Below are 15,514 nucleotides of genomic sequence, written 5' to 3'. Positions count from 1 at the left end.
GGTCAGGCCGCCCGAAGCACCCCAGGCTCGACCTGTGTCGGAACGACACTGAGCTGATCGAGGCCAGCACAGCAGCGGAAATCCGCGTCGTGATCGCCCAGGCGGATCAAGCGCTGACCATGGGTCGCCGTGCGAAGACAAGCCTCTGGTTCGAATTGCCACTGACGCCAGAGGGAGACGGCTGCTGTGAGTTCGTCGTTGGCGGCACTGCTCCCGGTGGGATCCAGCTCCAGCAAGCGATGGCCCAAGGCACCAGCGGCCAGGGAATCCTCGAGGGAGTAGGCCCCCTCCCAACCGCTGCCGACAATCGCCACGTGGCTGGGTTGTTTTTCCAGCAAGCGCTGGGCCACGGCTTCACGGTTCGGCAACGCCGCCGTAAGCAGCAGGGGAACCTCGCGGACACGATCGAGCGCCCGGGTGCCATTGGTGGTGCTCATAAACAGACGCTTGCCAGCCACCCGCTCCGGCGTCGCGGCAACGGGTGAATTGCCCAGGTCAAACCCCTCGAGCATCTGCCCACCGCGCTCACCAAGGAGCAACCGAGCATCGGCAGGCCATGCCGCTGCCGCAGCGCGCAGATCGTCGAGGCTGGCGAAGGCCTGCACCGCCTCGGCACCGTTGTGCAACGACCAGGCAATGGTAGTGGTGGCCCGCAGCACATCAATCACCACCGCCGCATCGGGGCGGAGTTCCTGCGGCATCTCTGCCGGCACATGGAAGTAGGAGATCTGCATGGCCACGCTGAACACCGGCGTGCGACACAGTACCGAGACCGCTTGCGCCGAGACCGTCATCCCATGGCCCTGTTCCAATCCGGTCCGGCCACCCGAGATCTGCGGGGCTTCCTGAAGCTGCTCGAGGACCGCGGCCAGTTGCGCCGGATCACGGCACCGGTGGATCCCGACCTTGAGCTGGCGGCCATTGCCGATCGGGTGCTGAGCCAAGGGGGCCCCGCCCTGCTGTTCGAGAACGTGATCGGCTCGTCGATGCCGGTGGCCGTCAACACCCTCGGCACCGTGGAACGGGTGGTGTGGAGCATGGGCCTCGAACGGGCCGAGCAGCTGGAGGAGCTTGGGTCACGCCTGGCCCTGCTGCAGCAACCCCGCCCCCCCAAAGGTCTGGAGGAAACCAAACAGTTCGCGCGGGTCTTCTGGGACCTGGTCAAGGCCAAGCCCGACCGCGACCTCACACCCCCCTGCCGTCAGCAGGTGTTTCGTGGCGATGAGGTTGATCTCGACAACATCCCCCTGATCCGGCCCTGGCCAGGGGATGCAGGGGGCGTGATCACGCTTGGACTTGTGATCACCAAAGACCCCGAAACCGGTGTCCCCAACGTGGGTGTTTACCGGCTTCAGAAGCAGTCGGTGAACACCATGACCGTGCACTGGTTGAGCGTGCGTGGTGGTGCCCGCCACCTGCGCAAGGCAGCCGCCATGGGCAAGAAGCTGGAGGTGGCGGTGGCCATCGGCGTGCACCCGCTGCTGGTGATGGCCGCAGCCACACCGATCCCGGTGCAACTCAGCGAGTGGCTGTTCGCAGGCATCTATGCCGGAGAAGGGGTTCGTCTGGCCCCCTGCAAAACCATCGACCTGCAGGTGCCCAGCCACAGCGAAGTGGTGCTGGAGGGAACGATCACTCCTGGTGAAGTGCTGCCGGATGGTCCCTTCGGGGATCACATGGGGTTCTACGGCGGTGTGGAGGACTCACCTCTGGTGCGCTTCCACTGCATGACCCAACGGCGGGATCCGGTGTTTCTGACCACCTTCAGCGGCCGTCCTCCCAAGGAAGAAGCGATGCTGGCCATCGCGCTGAACCGGATCTACACACCGATCCTGCGGCAGCAGATTCCAGAGATCACCGACTTCTTCCTGCCGATGGAAGCGCTCAGCTACAAGCTGGCGGTGATCTCGATCGACAAGGCCTATCCGGGGCAGGCCAAGCGTGCTGCCATGGCCTTCTGGAGTGCCCTGCCGCAATTCACTTACACCAAATTCGTTGTGGTGGTGGACAGTCACATCAACGTGCGCGACCCACGTCAGGTGGTCTGGGCCATTGCGGCGCAGGTGGATCCCCAGCGCGACCTGTTCACCCTGGAGAACACCCCCTTCGACAGCCTGGACTTCGCCAGCGAGCAGTTGGGCCTGGGGGGACGACTGGCCATTGATGCCACCACCAAGGTGGGACCTGAGAAAAATCACGAATGGGGCGAACCCCTCAGCCGTCCGGCGGATCTGGAACAGCGGGTCAGCGACCGCTGGGCCGAGCTGGGTCTGGAGGACCTCGGCACCGACGACCCCGACCCCAGCCTCTTCGGCTATGCCCTCGATCGCCTGATTCAGGGCCTGAAGACCGGCCAATAGGATCAGCCCAACGACGAAACAACCTTGAGCGGCACAGGCCAACCCGACGACCCCCGTGAGCTCAAGGCCGGAGGAACCCTCCAGGGACGGGTGAAGGTTCCAGGTGACAAATCGATCTCGCACCGATCGCTGCTGTTCGGCGCCATCGCAGAGGGCACCACAACCATTGATGGTCTGCTCCCTGCCGAAGACCCCCTGAGCACCGCCGCCTGCCTGCGGGCGATGGGCGTCAGCATCAGCCCGATCACCGATGGCGGCATCGTCACCGTTGAAGGGGTTGGCCTGGACGGATTGCAGGAGCCAGCAGAAGTGCTCGACTGCGGCAACTCCGGCACCACGATGCGACTGATGCTGGGCCTGCTGGCGGGCCGCGACGGTCGCCACTTCGTGCTGGATGGCGATGCCTCCCTGCGCCGCCGCCCGATGCGTCGGGTGGGCCAACCGTTGGCCTCAATGGGTGCGGAAGTGCATGGCCGTGATGGCGGCAACCTGGCGCCGCTGGCGGTGCAGGGGCGCCAGCTGAAAGGAACGGTGATCGGCACGCCCGTGGCCAGTGCCCAGGTGAAATCAGCCCTGCTTCTGGCTGCGCTCACGGCCGAGAGCCCGACCACGGTGATCGAACCGGCCCAGTCCCGTGATCACAGCGAGCGGATGCTGAAGGCCTTCGGTGCTGATCTCACCGTTGGCGGCGAAATGGGACGGCACATCAGCGTGCGTCCCGGCGCCACCCTGCAGGGCCAGAACGTGGTGGTCCCTGGTGACATCAGCTCGGCGGCCTTCTGGCTTGTGGCTGGAGCCTTGATTCCAGGTGCCGATCTCACCATCGAAAATGTGGGGCTGAATCCAACACGCACCGGGATCCTGGAGGTGCTGGAGCAGATGGGTGCCCTGATCGAGGTGCTCAACCCCCGTGACGTGGCGGGCGAACCGGTGGGCGATCTGCGGGTGACCCACGGCCCATTGAAGCCCTTCAACTTCGGCGAGCAGATCATGCCCCGCCTCGTGGATGAAGTGCCGATCCTCAGCGTCGCCGCCTGTTTCTGCGAGGGCGAAAGCCGGATCAGTGGAGCGTCTGAACTGCGGGTGAAGGAAACCGATCGGCTGGCGGTGATGGCGCGTCAGCTCAAGGCCATGGGGGCCGACATTGATGAACATGAGGACGGCATGACCATCCGCGGCGGTCGAACGCTCAAGGGAGCCGTGCTGGACAGCGAAACCGATCACCGGGTGGCAATGAGCCTCGGCGTGGCGGCCATGCTCGCCGACGGCAACTCGAGCCTCGCGAGAAGCGAAGCTGCAGCCGTGTCGTATCCCTCGTTCTGGGACGAACTTGAACGGCTCCGCTGCTGAGCTCGGTGCGCTCCGCGTCTATCCGACGGCGGATGGCAGCTTCAGCCTGCACAGCGATCACTTCGGCGAGGCCTTTCACAACTCGGCGGGAGCCCTGAATGAGGCCCGGGCCAAGTTCGTCCAACCCGCTGAGCTGCAGCGCTTCAGCGGCGGCACTGAATTAAAGATCCTGGATGTGTGCCTGGGGCTCGGCTACAACACGGCCGCTGTGCTGGAAGCCTTGCCGACGGCAGGGCCGAAACTGCGGTGGTGGGGGCTTGAACTGGACCGCCGGCCCTTGGAACAAGCCTTGGAGCAGGCCAGTTTCCAATCCCTCTGGTCAGCCTCTGTGCTGGCGAAGCTTGAAGCCATTCGCGACCACGGCTGCTGGCAAAAACCCAACAGCCAAGGGATCCAGCTCTGGGGCGATGCCCGATCGATGCTCCAGGAGATTCCCGAGCCCGTTCGCTTTGATCTGGTGCTGTTGGACGCCTTCTCCCCCCAGCGTTGCCCGGAACTGTGGAGCGAGGAATTCCTGGGAGCGCTGGCGCAGCGCTTGGCTCCGCAGGGACGGTTGCTCACCTACAGCCGTTCCGCCGCGGTGCGGGCCAGCCTCAAGCGGGCGGGATTGAGCCTGTATTCCCTGCTGCCGGCCCCGGGCGAACGGGTGGGATGGAGCAGCGGCACCATGGCCACGCCTGCAGACGCCGCCTGTCCTCTGGACGGCCCCGGTTGGCGCCAGCTCTCGGCGATGGAGAGGGAACACCTGCAGACCCGGGCGGCCGTGCCATTTCGTGATCTCCAGGGCAACTCCACAGCTGAAGACATCCTTGAGCGCCGCCGCCTTGAACAGGAGCATTGCGGTTATGAACCCACCAATGCCTGGCAAAGGCGCTGGCGCAGGGACAGTCCGTCCTGAGCCCGGTAGATTCCGCCCGTCTTCCCCTCGCTCCGCATGCTTGCCGTAGCCGTACTGGCCGCTGGAAAAGGCACCCGCATGAAGAGCGCACTCCCGAAAGTGCTCCAACCACTGGCGGGAGCCACCCTGGTGGAACGGGTGCTCGCCAGCGCCGGCGACCTGCAACCGGAACGGCGGCTGCTGATCGTTGGGCATCAGGCCGAACGGGTGGAGCAACAGCTGGCTCCGCTCGGAGGCCTGGAATTTGTTCTGCAGCAGCCCCAGAACGGCACGGGCCATGCGGTGCAACAGCTGATCCCATCGCTGCAGGGCTTTGAAGGGGAACTGCTCGTGCTCAACGGCGATGTGCCGCTGCTGAGAAGTGAAACCGTCGAAGCATTGGTGCAACAGCACCGGGCGAGCGGTGCCGATGTCACCCTGCTGACGGCACGGCTCGAGGATCCCACCGGTTACGGGCGTGTGTTCGCCGATGCCGACGGCCAGGTGAGCAGCATCATCGAGCATCGCGATTGCACAGACGAGCAACGCAGCAACAACCTCACCAACGCCGGGATCTACTGCTTCAACTGGACAGCCCTGGCCAACGTTCTGCCGAAGCTCAGCACCGACAACGATCAAGGGGAGCTCTATCTCACCGACACGGTGGCGATGCTGCCGAAGGCCATGCACCTGGAGGTGGCCGATGCCGATGAGGTGAACGGCATCAACAACCGGCGGCAACTGGCCCAGTGCGAAGCCCTGCTGCAGCAACGGCTGCGCCACCACTGGATGGATGAAGGGGTCACGTTCGTTGATCCCGAAAGCTGCACCCTCAGCGAGAGCTGCAGTTTCGGCCGCGATGTGGTGATCGAACCGCAAACCCACTTCCGCGGGCGCTGCGTGGTTGGCAACAACTCCCGGATCGGCCCCGGCAGCCTGATCGAGGACGCGTCAGTTGGGAGCAACGTCAGTGTGGTGCACTCCGTGGTGCGAGAGGCCAAGGTCGGCAACGACGTTGCCATCGGTCCCTTTGCTCACCTGCGGCCCGCCGCCGATGTCAGCGATGGCTGCCGCATCGGCAACTTTGTCGAGGTGAAGAAAAGCCAGCTGGGGGCTGGCACCAAGGTGAACCACCTCAGCTACATCGGCGACGCCCAACTCGGGGAGAAGGTCAACGTGGGGGCCGGAACCATCACCGCCAACTACGACGGGGTGAACAAGCACCGCACCGTGATCGGCAGCAACAGCAAAACCGGTGCCAATTCCGTGCTGGTGGCCCCCATCAACGTCGGTGAACGCGCCACCATCGGTGCCGGGTCAACGATCACCAAGGATGTGGCGGATGGCGCTCTGGCGATTGGTCGCGCCCGCCAGATGACCAAGGACGGCTGGGCGGAACGAAAGGTTTAGTCCAGCCTTTTTAAAGACTTGGCAACAGCGGAATCAACCGTTCCAGGGCGACACCGCGGCTGGCCTTGAGCAGCAGAACATCACCGGAGTTCAGCCAGGCGGCCAGGGGCGCTGCGGCGTCTTCGGGATGCGACACCAGCTGCAGGTGGGGCAGGGGAGCCGCCACTTCAGCCATTGCCTGGCCCTCCGCACCGCCATCCACCAGCACCAGACCATCCAGGCCCAGCTGCACCGCGCGGGCGGCAACCTCCTGATGCAGCTCCAGGCTGCGCTCGCCAAGCTCCAGCATGGTCCCCAACACGGCAAAACGTCGCCCCGGTTGCGCCGCCAGCAGCTCAAGAGCCGCCAACACCGCCTCAGGCGAGGCGTTGTAGGTCTCATCGAGGAGTGTCAAACCACCCTGCTGCAGGCGGCGGTTGCGTCCTTCAGGCACCGTCACCCGCATGGCTTGCAACGCCTGGCGGGACACGCCCAACTGGTCTGCAACAGCGACGGCCAAGAGCAGGTTGCGGGCGTTGTGGCGTCCCTCCAGCTGTAGCGGGAGACGATCTGCACCGATCAGCAACTGGTCGCCGGTGACGCCTCCAACCAGATCGGATTCGACCTCGGGATCGTCAGCCAGGCGCACGCGCAGCACGTGGCCGAACCACACCGCCGCCAAAGCCGACTCCAGCAGGGGATCACCGGCGGGAATCACCACGGTTCCCTTTGGATGCAAGCCAGCCGTGATTTCACATTTGGCCGCTGCAATCGCTTCACGGCTGCCGAGACGACCGATGTGGGCCGTTCCAATGTTGGTGATCACCGCAAGATCCGGCTCGGTGCAGCGGGAGAGACGCTCGATTTCCCCAGGCCCCCGCATGCCCATCTCAATCACCAGGGCCGCATCAGCTGCGCTGGCACCCAGAACGGTGAGGGGGACACCAACGTCGTTGTTGTTGTTGCCTGCGCTGGCCTGAATCGCTCCCAGCGGAGTCAATGCCGCTCGAATCAACTCCCGGGTTGTGGTTTTGCCGGCTGAGCCCGTCACCGCCACCAGAGGCTTGCCCAGGGCACGGCGATGCAGCAAGGCCAGCTGTTGATAGGCCCGCAGTGTGTCGTCCACCCGCCAATGCAACAGGCCCGAAGGCAACGGTTCAGTCCAGCTGCGGCTCACAACAGCAGCCTGAACCTTGTGTTCAGGCAGTTGGGCGAGAAAGTGATGACCATCGAAGCGCTCGCCCACCAGGGGGACAAAAAAATCACCCGCCTGAAGCTGTCGGCTGTCGGTGCAGACCCGTCCCACCAGGGCATCGGGTTCAAAGCTGGCGCCCTGCGGCGTTCCCCAGGCATCCAGCAGCTGACGCAGCGTCAGGGTCATCCCACCAACCCGAGGTCAAACAGGATCATGCCGCCCCCAACCCGAGCTGACCGCCCCAGCAGATCGCCCTGTTCATTGACCAACTGAAGACTGGCGTAATCCAGCTCAAACGCCGACTGAAGCCAACTGGAGGCGAGGCTCTGGCGCTGATCGAGAGACATCTGCTGCCAAGCGTCAACAGACAACTCCAACAGCAAGCGGTCCTGCTCCGGAACGGGCTTGGCTGAAAGGAGCAGTCCTTCCGGGACGGCCTTGTCCTGAAACAACTCGAACAGGGGATCGAAACTGAGTTGGGGCTGGGGGGGCTGCTCCGGCTCCAATGGCTCCAAAGCTGGCTCCGCATCCACAGCTTCCGGCGGAAGAGATGGCTCCTCCAGCATGGGCTGTGGTGCTGGGATCAGCTCCGGCACGGGGAGCTCAAGGGGAGACGTCCGCTGCTCCATGACCGGCTCCGGACGCGGGGCGGGGCGGGCATGGTCCTGCCAGAAGCGGACCCCAGCCAGCGGCAGCAGCAGGAGCAGCACCAGCAGCAGTGGCCAGAAGCTGGGGGCCAAATCCCGGGGCCAGAAGCCTGGCACCGAAAGCTCACCCTCTCGATTGCGGCGCCAGAGTTCCTGACCCCTGAGCCGAAGATCGGCGGCCATCGCCTGCAGGTTGCGGCCGAACTCCTGCCAGGGGCTGACGTAGGGAGCCGGGAGATTGCCCGATGGCTCCACCCCCTGGAGCTCGGAACGAGCCTCAGGTGGGGAGTCGGATCGGGCGGGCTCGCTCAAACTCAACTGGATCGACGACCGAAGAGGCGATTCAGGGGATTCCGGCCGGCGGAGGTCACCTCAGCAGGAACCCTGGCCTCTTCAGTCTGCCCCTCGGAACGGGAAGGATCAGCAGCCTGCCCCTGAGAGAACTGTTCCACCAAGGCAGCATCCGGGGTTGGTTCCTTGATGCCGCAGACGTCCTTGTACATGAGGTCGTAATCGACCGCGGAACGATCCCAGCTGTAGTCCTGATTCATGCCGCGTTTCTGCAGCTCAACCCAGCTGTCGCGGTGGCGGAAGGCCTCCCAGGCCCGCACCAGGGCTGTGTAGAAGTCGACCGGTTCAAAGCGATCGAAGCAGAAGCCTGTGCCGCTGTCGGCAGCGGGGATGTGGGGCGGAACGGTGTCAACGAGACCACCAACCTTGCGAACCACGGGCACTGAGCCGTAGCGCATGGCATAGAGCTGGCTGATGCCACAGGGCTCAAACCGGCTGGGCATCAGGAAGGCATCGCTGCCGCCATAGATCAACCGCGACAGGTCATCGTCGTAGGTGAGGAAGACGGCGCACTTGCCCGGGTGACGGGATGCGAGTTGCCAGAGCCCGGATTCGAGCCCCCGGTCGCCGGTCCCCAGCACAACGATCTGGGTGTCGGTGTAGGCCAGCAGACGATCAGCCACCTGCAGCAGCAGATCAACTCCCTTCTGGTCGACAAGGCGGCTGACCATGCCAAGGACGAAGGCGTCCTCCCGCACCTCCAGCCCCATGCGTTCCTGGAGCACCTTCTTGCAGACCGCCTTGCCGGAAAGATCGTCGGCGCTGAAGTTCGCCGGCAGGGAGCGATCGGTGGCTGGGTCCCAGGCATCCAGATCAATGCCGTTGAGGATGCCGCGCAGCTTGCCCGAGACGAATTTGAGCAGACCCTCCAGCTTTTCGCCGTACTCCGCCGTGCGGATCTCCTGGGCGTAGGTGGGCGACACCGCATTGACGCGATCGGCGTAGAGCAGGGCAGCGGCCATGGTGTGATCCCCCTGCATGTACCAGGGGCACCAGGTCATCCGATCGAGCTTCCAGCGCCAGGGACCCTGGTACTTGAGGTTGTGGATGGTGAAGACCGTGCTGATTTCCGGGTCCTGATGCATCCACACCGGGATCATCCCGGTGTGCCAGTCGTGGCAATGCAGCACCTGGGGCTTCCAAACGTTCCAGGAGAATTCGGCAGCAGCACTGGCGAAGAAGGTGAAGCGCCAGTCTTCGTCGTCGCCGCCGTAAATGCGCTCCGGGTCGAACACCGGATGACCCACCAGGTAGATCGTCATCCCATTGGTGGGATGCTTCGTTTCATAGACGGCGAACTCGGTGCCCATGGTCTGGGCTCGCCAGATCGGCTCCGCCGGCACGTTGAGGCGGCTCCAGAGCTTGGCGTAGCCCGGCATGATCAGTCGCACGTCGTGGCCGAGCTTGGCCAATGCCGGGGGCAAAGAGCCAACAACATCGCCCATCCCTCCAACCTTGATCATCGGGGCGCATTCCGCTGCAGCGAAGAGGATGCGCATGTCTCAGATCGGCGTTGGCGCGGCGACTTTAAGGGGAATTTAGGAATCTGTTCCGTCAGGGAAGAACCGTCACCTGAGTTCCAAGCGACACTTGGCGATACAGGGCACGCACATCCTCGTTGTAAAGCCGCACACAGCCATGGGAGACGGCCCGTCCCACCGTCCAGCGATGGGGGGTGCCGTGGAACCCCGTGGTGGTGCATCCCTTGATCGTGATCCAGGCATCGCCGTCATGGGCATCACGGCCGCGGCAATCGCGATGGAAGGCGATCCAATGGCTGCCCAAGGGATTGTTGGCCCCCTGTTCCTCCACCCGCTCACCACTCACCGGATGCACCCACACCGGATTGGGGATCTTCTGAAGCACTTCAAAGCGTCCGGTGGGGGTTTCCCAGCCGGGCATGCCGATGGCCACCGGAAAGGCACTGCGCAGCCTGCCGTTGTCGAGCAGGAACACACGGCGACGGCCGCGCAACATCACCACATGGCGACGGCTGTTGCTCCGGAGATCCTGAGGCAGTGAAGCCAGGCCTGCCGCCACGGAATCCTCAGCCGCCGCCTGCAGCAGGGCCAGCGGTTCCGGCGGAGGGAGAGGAAGCATCCCCATCAGGGTAACCAGCCTGTCTCGGAAAAATCCGGAGACCGCTTCTCAAGGAAGGCATTGCGGCCTTCCACGGCTTCTTCGGTTCGATAAAAGAGGTGGGTGGCATTGCCCGCCAATTCCTGCAACCCGGCAAGGCCATCGGTTTCGGCGTTGAATGCGGCCTTGAGGCAACGGATGGCCGTAGGGCTGTGCTGCAGCACCTCGCGGGCCCAGCGCACCCCCTCCGCCTCCAACTGCTCCAACGGCACCACGGCGTTGACGAGCCCCATGTCCAACGCCTCCTTGGCGCCATAACGGCGGCAGAGAAACCAGATTTCACGGGCCTTGCGCTGGCCAACCACTCGCGCCAGGTAGCCCGCACCAAAGCCGCCATCAAAACTGCCGACCTTGGGGCCGGTCTGGCCGAACACAGCGTTCTCGGCAGCAAGGCTGAGGTCGCAGAGCAGATGCAACACCTGGCCGCCGCCCATGGCATAGCCGGCCACCAGGCCGATCACCACCTTGGGCAGGCTGCGAATGATGCGCTGCAGATCCAGCACGTTCAGGCGGGGTAAGCCGTCCTCACCGATGTAACCGCCGTCGCCGCGAACACTCTGGTCGCCGCCGGAACAGAACGCATAGCCACCATCGGGGGCTGGACCAACGCCGGTGAACAGCACCACACCAATGTCACGGTCATCCCGGATGCGCGTGAAGGCATCACAGAGCTCCATCACCGTCTGCGGGCGGAAGGCGTTGCGCTTGGCGGGGCGGTTGATGGCCACACGCGCCAGGCCGTCAGCGCAACGGTCCACAAGGATGTCCTGGTAGCTGCCCCACGGTGTCCATTGCGCGGTTGGCGCACCGGGGAGCACCTGACGCATGTCACTCATCGGGTTCAGGGCTCGGTGCGTTCATTCTGAGCAGCGGCGCGCAGCTGCTGACGCAGGGCAGCATCACGACCGCGGTCGCTGCACAAGCGCAACAACACCGGCCGTTGCTGCGTCAAGCCCCAGGCCAAGGCCTCCTGCAGATCCTCCAGACAGGCCACCTGGCGTCCAGGCACACCGTGGGCCGCCGCCAGGGCCAGGGGATCCACCTGCTGGGGCATAGCGAAGAGCGATTCGAAGCCCGGAGTGGCAATGGGCAACTGCTGAAAAATGCCGCCGCCGCCGTTGTCGATCAGCAGCACCAGCAGTGGTGGAGCTGCATCAGCGGACGATGCATGCAGCCAGCCGTTGCTGTCGTGCAGCAGGGCCAGATCACCGGTCACCAACGCCAACGGACCGAGATTCGCCGCCAGACCCATGGCGAGGGACAAGGTGCCGTCGATGCCCGAGGCGCCGCGGAAGCTGAAGCAACGGTGGCGGCCGCAGGCGGGCCCACCCCAGGTCAACCAATCGCGCACCGGTGAACTGGCGGCCAACATCACTGGCAACCGCTCCGGCAGGAGCTGGGGAAGCCAATAGGCCAGGGCGGGCTCATTCACGGCGCCACGCAAGGGCAGCTGGGCCTCGATCCAGGCCGAGAGGTCATCGGTGCCAACCGATGGCTTGCTCAGCGGCTCCAGACCAGGCTGTTGGGCGATCCAAGCGGCCATGCCCCCGGACCATTGGCTGGCCACCTGCAGCGGATCCAGCGGCCTTGGATCCGCTTCGGTGATCAAAAGTTGGGGGCCCTGATGGCGCTGAAGCCAAGCCTCCAACCGCCGACTGGCGGGCATGGGTCCCAGCCGCAACACCTGAGCGTCGTCAGGCAGGTTCAGCCGATCCAGTTGCAGCTCCCAGTGCTCGATGCGGTTGGGGCAATCGGGAGCAAGGGCAGCGAGGGGGTCGGCCAACAGAGGCCAACCGCTGAGTTTCAGCCAATGGTGCAGCGCCTGTTGATAGGCCTCCAGCGCGGGCGAAAGACCGCGCCAAGGGCCCGCAATCACAACCCCCGGGCGCTCTGGATCGAGGCGAGGCGCAGACGCGATCTCGGGCGAAGGCTCAGGGCAATCCGTGGGCGGGAGCGCAGCTGAGACCAGCTGTTGCTGCTGCTCGAGCGTGGTGTGCAGCGGCTCCTCGAAGGGCAAGTTGAGGTGAACCGCTCCCGGCGGCCCAGTGCCAGAACCATGGGCTTGCTGCCAGGCCTGAACCGCCAGGGCATTGAGGACGTCGTTGGCCTGGGTGTGGACACCGTCTGCCGCTCCACTGCCGAACCAGCGGCAGGCCGAGAGCAGAAAGGATTCCTGGTTAACCGTCTGGTTGGCGCCGCAGTTTTTGAGCCGAGCGGGGCGATCCGCCGTGAGCAGCAGCAAGGGCTGACAGGAACGGTCCGCCTCCACCGCAGCGGGAAGCAGGTTGGCCACTGCTGTGCCGGAGGTGGTGACCACTGCCACGGCAGGACCATGGGCGGTTGCCATGCCGAGGGCCAGAAACGCTGCGGACCGCTCGTCGATGGCCGTGACCAGCTGCAGCCTCGCCTGGGACGCCAGCATTCCAGCCGCGGTTGCCAAGGGGCCGGAACGGCTGCCAGGGCAGAGCACCAGCTGCTTCAGCCCCTGGAGACAAAGAGCCTCTAGCAGCGTGAGGGCGGCCTGCAAATTGGTGCGAGCGATGGTCAGTGCAGCAGGCCAGGCTGGTGTGATCTTCGGTCAACGATGACCCAACCCACGACACCCGCTCCAGGAGAAGACAGCAAGGGCTTCTGGCGCAATCTGATTCTCTGGGCCCTGCTGGCGCTGCTGTTGCGCTGGTTGGTGGTGGAACCGCGCTGGATTCCCTCCGGCTCGATGCTGCCCACCCTGCAGCTGCAGGACCGCATCCTGGTGGAGAAGGTGAGGCCCCGCCTGGCCCGCAGCCGCCACAGCCATCTGCACCGGGGTGATGTGGTGGTGTTCGTCCCGCCAGAGCAGCTCGTGGCCGCTGGCTACGACGCATCTGCAGCACTGATCAAACGGGTGGTGGGGCTTCCTGGCGATCAGCTTGACGTGCATGACGGCAGGCTGTTCCGCAACGGTGAACCGGCTGCGGAACCCTGGTTGGCGGAAGCGATCAACTACGAAATGGCCCCGATCACCGTGCCGGCGGATCAGCTGTGGGTGATGGGGGACAACCGCAATGCCAGCCTCGATTCCCACCTCTGGGGATCACTGCCGGAAACCAATGTTCTGGGCACGGCGGTGTGGCGGTATTGGCCGCTGCAGAGGTTCGGTCCGTTACGGATCACCGACAGCGGCGATGGCGGTTGATGCCAATGGCTTGCGGTAAGGTCAAGTCCGTGATGCAGATCACACACGAATGTTTAACCCCGAGTTCCTGACAACTGACAGCAGTGATGGTCACGCGGGGAACAGCTTGATCCAGTACCTGCAGGAGCAGTCGCCGGACACCTTGCAACGGGTCGCCAAATCAGCAAGCAACGATATTCAGGACATCATTCGCCACAACGTTCAGGGTCTGCTGGGAATGCTCCCTGGCGAGCACTTTGAGGTGAAGGTGACGGCCAACCGCGACAACCTCGCCAACATGCTGGCCTCGGCCATGATGACGGGTTATTTCCTGCGCCAGATGGAACAGCGCAAGGAATTGGAAGAGACCCTGTTCGCTGATGAACAGATGGCGATCGAGCCGGAAGACGAACTCAAGCTTTGATCACGGGCTGATCAGGCACCACGCCGAGATCGAGCAAACGCTGATCAATGGATCCAAGAAACTCCCAATTCTCAGAACTTGGAGCCCAGTCCCGCTGTTGCAATGACGCGAGCAGGTGTTGCACGGTTTCGGGCGTGAATGTGACCGGCGCGCTGTAGTGAGCCGGCACCAGCCAGCGCAGCTCAGCCTGGCCGCTCAACTCCTGCAGCCATCGCAACAGAGCCTCTTTGGCTCTGGGCAACACCAACCGCTCAAGCACAGGGGCCACCTGCAGCCTGGGCGCGTCTTCACCGATCAAGCCATCAGCAGCCGCCTGCCAACCGGCCTTCCAGCGGAAGGGGTAGAGGCCGAAGTGGGCTTTCAGGGAACGGAGCCCTGGCTTGAACGCATCCCGCAGCAACTCAGGCAGCGCGGGCACCTCCAGCGGTTCCGGCCTCAGGTAGGAGGCAAACAGCACCAGCCGGGCCCAGCCGCGGCGGCGGGCTTCCGCTGAATCGCGGAGGGGCTCATCGCCGCGTTCGCGGGCATGGAACAACAGCGGCGTTGGATCGAGGTCAAACAACGCTGGGGGTTCGGCACTGATGCCCACCAGGGCGTCGGTCACCAACAGAGCGCCTGACGGGCGATGCAAACAGGAGACTTCCTGGAAACGGCCCACGCCAAGGTCGAGCGGTCCAAGGGAGAACCACTCACAAACATCGCCATGGGGAAGGCCATCGTCGAACAACACCTTGGTGCGACGGGGCGGCACACCCAACCAGGACAGAGGCAACTGCACCGGGAAGCTCCACTGGCCCGGACACACCCAGATGTCCGCATCCGGGAAGGCGCGGGCCAGGGGACCTAGAGGAAGCTTGTGCTCCAAACCAGAGGCGGTGGGCAGCACGATCGTGCGCACGGGGCCGTGTTGTTGCTCCAGCCCGGCGATGGCTTGGCGCACTTCACCGGTGGGCGGCAGAGGGTTCACCAACATCAAGCCGCCGGGCACCTTGGCCACGGTGAGCCGCACCGGCACGGCCACGTAATACACCCCCTGCAGCTGCTCCAGGCTCCAGAGCTGGCCAGGTATCAGCTCACTGAACAGCGTGCGGCGGCGGCCGTAGGGGTAGAGCGGCAGCAGCGGCCAAAAACCCCAGCGCTGATCAGCAGGATTCACACCAGCTCCAGCCACCACACTCCCCATCAATGCAGTGATTCTGCAGAGGAATGGATCAGGCCAGAGGCAAACCACCCACTCCGGCCCAGAACAGCACCAGTCGCCCGGTTGCCGCCAACCCACCAGCACCAATGGTCCATCCCTCAGATGAGGGAGTGTTCAAGGCGGCGCCCTCGCTCAAAAGGGGGAGACAGAACGAATAACCCCACCCACATTTCCATCAACAACCAGACCACCTGCACAAGGAAGGGTCGAATTCAGCGGCGATTGGAGCGCTTGGAGTGGCTGTGTTTCGACAACAAATGCAACAGGTTGGATGCCTTGTCTTGCTCTCCCACCTTGGTGAGCTTTTTCACCAGAGTCCAGGTGTCTTGCGCAGACATTTCCCCATCGTTCTCCCATTTGATGCTCGACAATTCAGCAGAGACATCAAGGGAAGGCATGTATTTTCTGCGTAAGGAACGTGATGTCG

Annotated in this window: 16 protein-coding genes; 6 read left to right on the top strand and 10 right to left on the bottom strand. The window is 64.2% G+C overall.

The window, feature by feature from the left end; translation table 11 throughout:
• Window positions 1–2 precede the first annotated feature (2 nt).
• A complete protein-coding gene (locus DXY03_RS02040; RefSeq protein ID WP_115008899.1) occupies window positions 3–734 on the bottom strand; it encodes a 2-phosphosulfolactate phosphatase family protein in 732 nt (243 codons plus the stop codon).
• Window positions 735–797: 63 nt separating this feature from the next.
• Between DXY03_RS02040 and DXY03_RS02035 the strand changes: the two genes are divergently transcribed.
• From DXY03_RS02035 to glmU, 4 genes are read left to right on the top strand one after another with little or no spacing between them, the layout of a single operon-like run.
• Window positions 798–2,360 (top strand): UbiD family decarboxylase, encoded by a 1,563-nt coding sequence (locus DXY03_RS02035; protein WP_115008898.1) that lies wholly within the window; start codon window positions 798–800, stop codon window positions 2,358–2,360.
• A gap of 24 nt (window positions 2,361–2,384) precedes the next feature.
• Window positions 2,385–3,710 (top strand): 3-phosphoshikimate 1-carboxyvinyltransferase, encoded by a 1,326-nt coding sequence (gene aroA, locus DXY03_RS02030; RefSeq protein WP_115008897.1) that lies wholly within the window; start codon window positions 2,385–2,387, stop codon window positions 3,708–3,710.
• A complete protein-coding gene (locus DXY03_RS02025; RefSeq protein WP_115008896.1) occupies window positions 3,691–4,608 on the top strand; it encodes a tRNA (5-methylaminomethyl-2-thiouridine)(34)-methyltransferase MnmD in 918 nt (305 codons plus the stop codon). The genes aroA and DXY03_RS02025 overlap by 20 nt, the downstream gene beginning before the upstream one ends.
• 36 nt (window positions 4,609–4,644) lie before the next feature.
• Complete coding sequence (glmU, locus tag DXY03_RS02020) at window positions 4,645–5,997, top strand: bifunctional UDP-N-acetylglucosamine diphosphorylase/glucosamine-1-phosphate N-acetyltransferase GlmU (RefSeq protein ID WP_115008895.1); 1,353 nt, start codon at window positions 4,645–4,647, stop codon at window positions 5,995–5,997.
• Between the two features lie 10 nt (window positions 5,998–6,007).
• Here glmU and murF read toward each other — a convergent pair whose 3' ends face one another.
• From murF to menD, 6 genes are read right to left on the bottom strand one after another with little or no spacing between them, the layout of a single operon-like run.
• Window positions 6,008–7,357, bottom strand: a complete 1,350-nt coding sequence (gene murF, locus DXY03_RS02015) for a UDP-N-acetylmuramoyl-tripeptide--D-alanyl-D-alanine ligase (RefSeq protein ID WP_115008894.1) — start codon at window positions 7,355–7,357, stop codon at window positions 6,008–6,010.
• Window positions 7,354–8,130, bottom strand: coding sequence for a hypothetical protein (locus DXY03_RS02010; RefSeq protein WP_244272213.1), 777 nt, complete (start codon window positions 8,128–8,130; stop codon window positions 7,354–7,356). The genes murF and DXY03_RS02010 overlap by 4 nt, the downstream gene beginning before the upstream one ends.
• A 2-nt stretch (window positions 8,131–8,132) precedes the next feature.
• Window positions 8,133–9,668 (bottom strand): glycogen synthase GlgA, encoded by a 1,536-nt coding sequence (gene glgA / locus DXY03_RS02005; RefSeq protein ID WP_115008893.1) that lies wholly within the window; start codon window positions 9,666–9,668, stop codon window positions 8,133–8,135.
• A 55-nt stretch (window positions 9,669–9,723) separates the two neighbouring features.
• Window positions 9,724–10,275, bottom strand: a complete 552-nt coding sequence (locus tag DXY03_RS02000) for a L,D-transpeptidase (RefSeq protein WP_244272211.1) — start codon at window positions 10,273–10,275, stop codon at window positions 9,724–9,726.
• Window positions 10,275–11,144, bottom strand: a complete 870-nt coding sequence (gene menB / locus DXY03_RS01995; RefSeq protein WP_115008891.1) for a 1,4-dihydroxy-2-naphthoyl-CoA synthase — start codon at window positions 11,142–11,144, stop codon at window positions 10,275–10,277. The genes DXY03_RS02000 and menB overlap by 1 nt, the downstream gene beginning before the upstream one ends.
• Window positions 11,145–11,149: 5 nt before the next feature.
• Window positions 11,150–12,835 (bottom strand): 2-succinyl-5-enolpyruvyl-6-hydroxy-3-cyclohexene-1-carboxylic-acid synthase, encoded by a 1,686-nt coding sequence (gene menD, locus DXY03_RS01990; protein ID WP_115008890.1) that lies wholly within the window; start codon window positions 12,833–12,835, stop codon window positions 11,150–11,152.
• Window positions 12,836–12,892: 57 nt separating this feature from the next.
• On the opposite strand from menD, the gene lepB reads away from it, so the two are divergent.
• Complete coding sequence (lepB, locus tag DXY03_RS01985) at window positions 12,893–13,483, top strand: signal peptidase I (RefSeq protein ID WP_115008889.1); 591 nt, start codon at window positions 12,893–12,895, stop codon at window positions 13,481–13,483.
• Between the two features lie 49 nt (window positions 13,484–13,532).
• Entirely contained in the window at window positions 13,533–13,886 is a 354-nt protein-coding gene (locus DXY03_RS01980) for a DUF760 domain-containing protein (protein WP_006849758.1), read from the top strand.
• On the opposite strand, the gene DXY03_RS01975 is transcribed toward DXY03_RS01980, so the two are convergent.
• From DXY03_RS01975 to DXY03_RS12070, 3 genes are all read right to left on the bottom strand, one after another.
• Window positions 13,876–15,069, bottom strand: coding sequence for a DUF4336 domain-containing protein (locus DXY03_RS01975; protein WP_115009253.1), 1,194 nt, complete (start codon window positions 15,067–15,069; stop codon window positions 13,876–13,878). The two genes, DXY03_RS01980 and DXY03_RS01975, sit on opposite strands and share 11 nt — an antisense overlap.
• A gap of 28 nt (window positions 15,070–15,097) precedes the next feature.
• Window positions 15,098–15,223 (bottom strand): hypothetical protein, encoded by a 126-nt coding sequence (locus tag DXY03_RS12685; RefSeq protein ID WP_256377228.1) that lies wholly within the window; start codon window positions 15,221–15,223, stop codon window positions 15,098–15,100.
• Window positions 15,224–15,299: 76 nt separating this feature from the next.
• Window positions 15,300–15,485, bottom strand: a complete 186-nt coding sequence (locus tag DXY03_RS12070) for a hypothetical protein (protein WP_170951944.1) — start codon at window positions 15,483–15,485, stop codon at window positions 15,300–15,302.
• Window positions 15,486–15,514 lie beyond the last annotated feature (29 nt).

The sequence above is a fragment of the Synechococcus sp. N5 genome (assembly GCF_900473925.1).
Classification (GTDB): domain Bacteria; phylum Cyanobacteriota; class Cyanobacteriia; order PCC-6307; family Cyanobiaceae; genus Parasynechococcus.
This window is presented reverse-complemented; position numbering and strand designations above follow the sequence as displayed.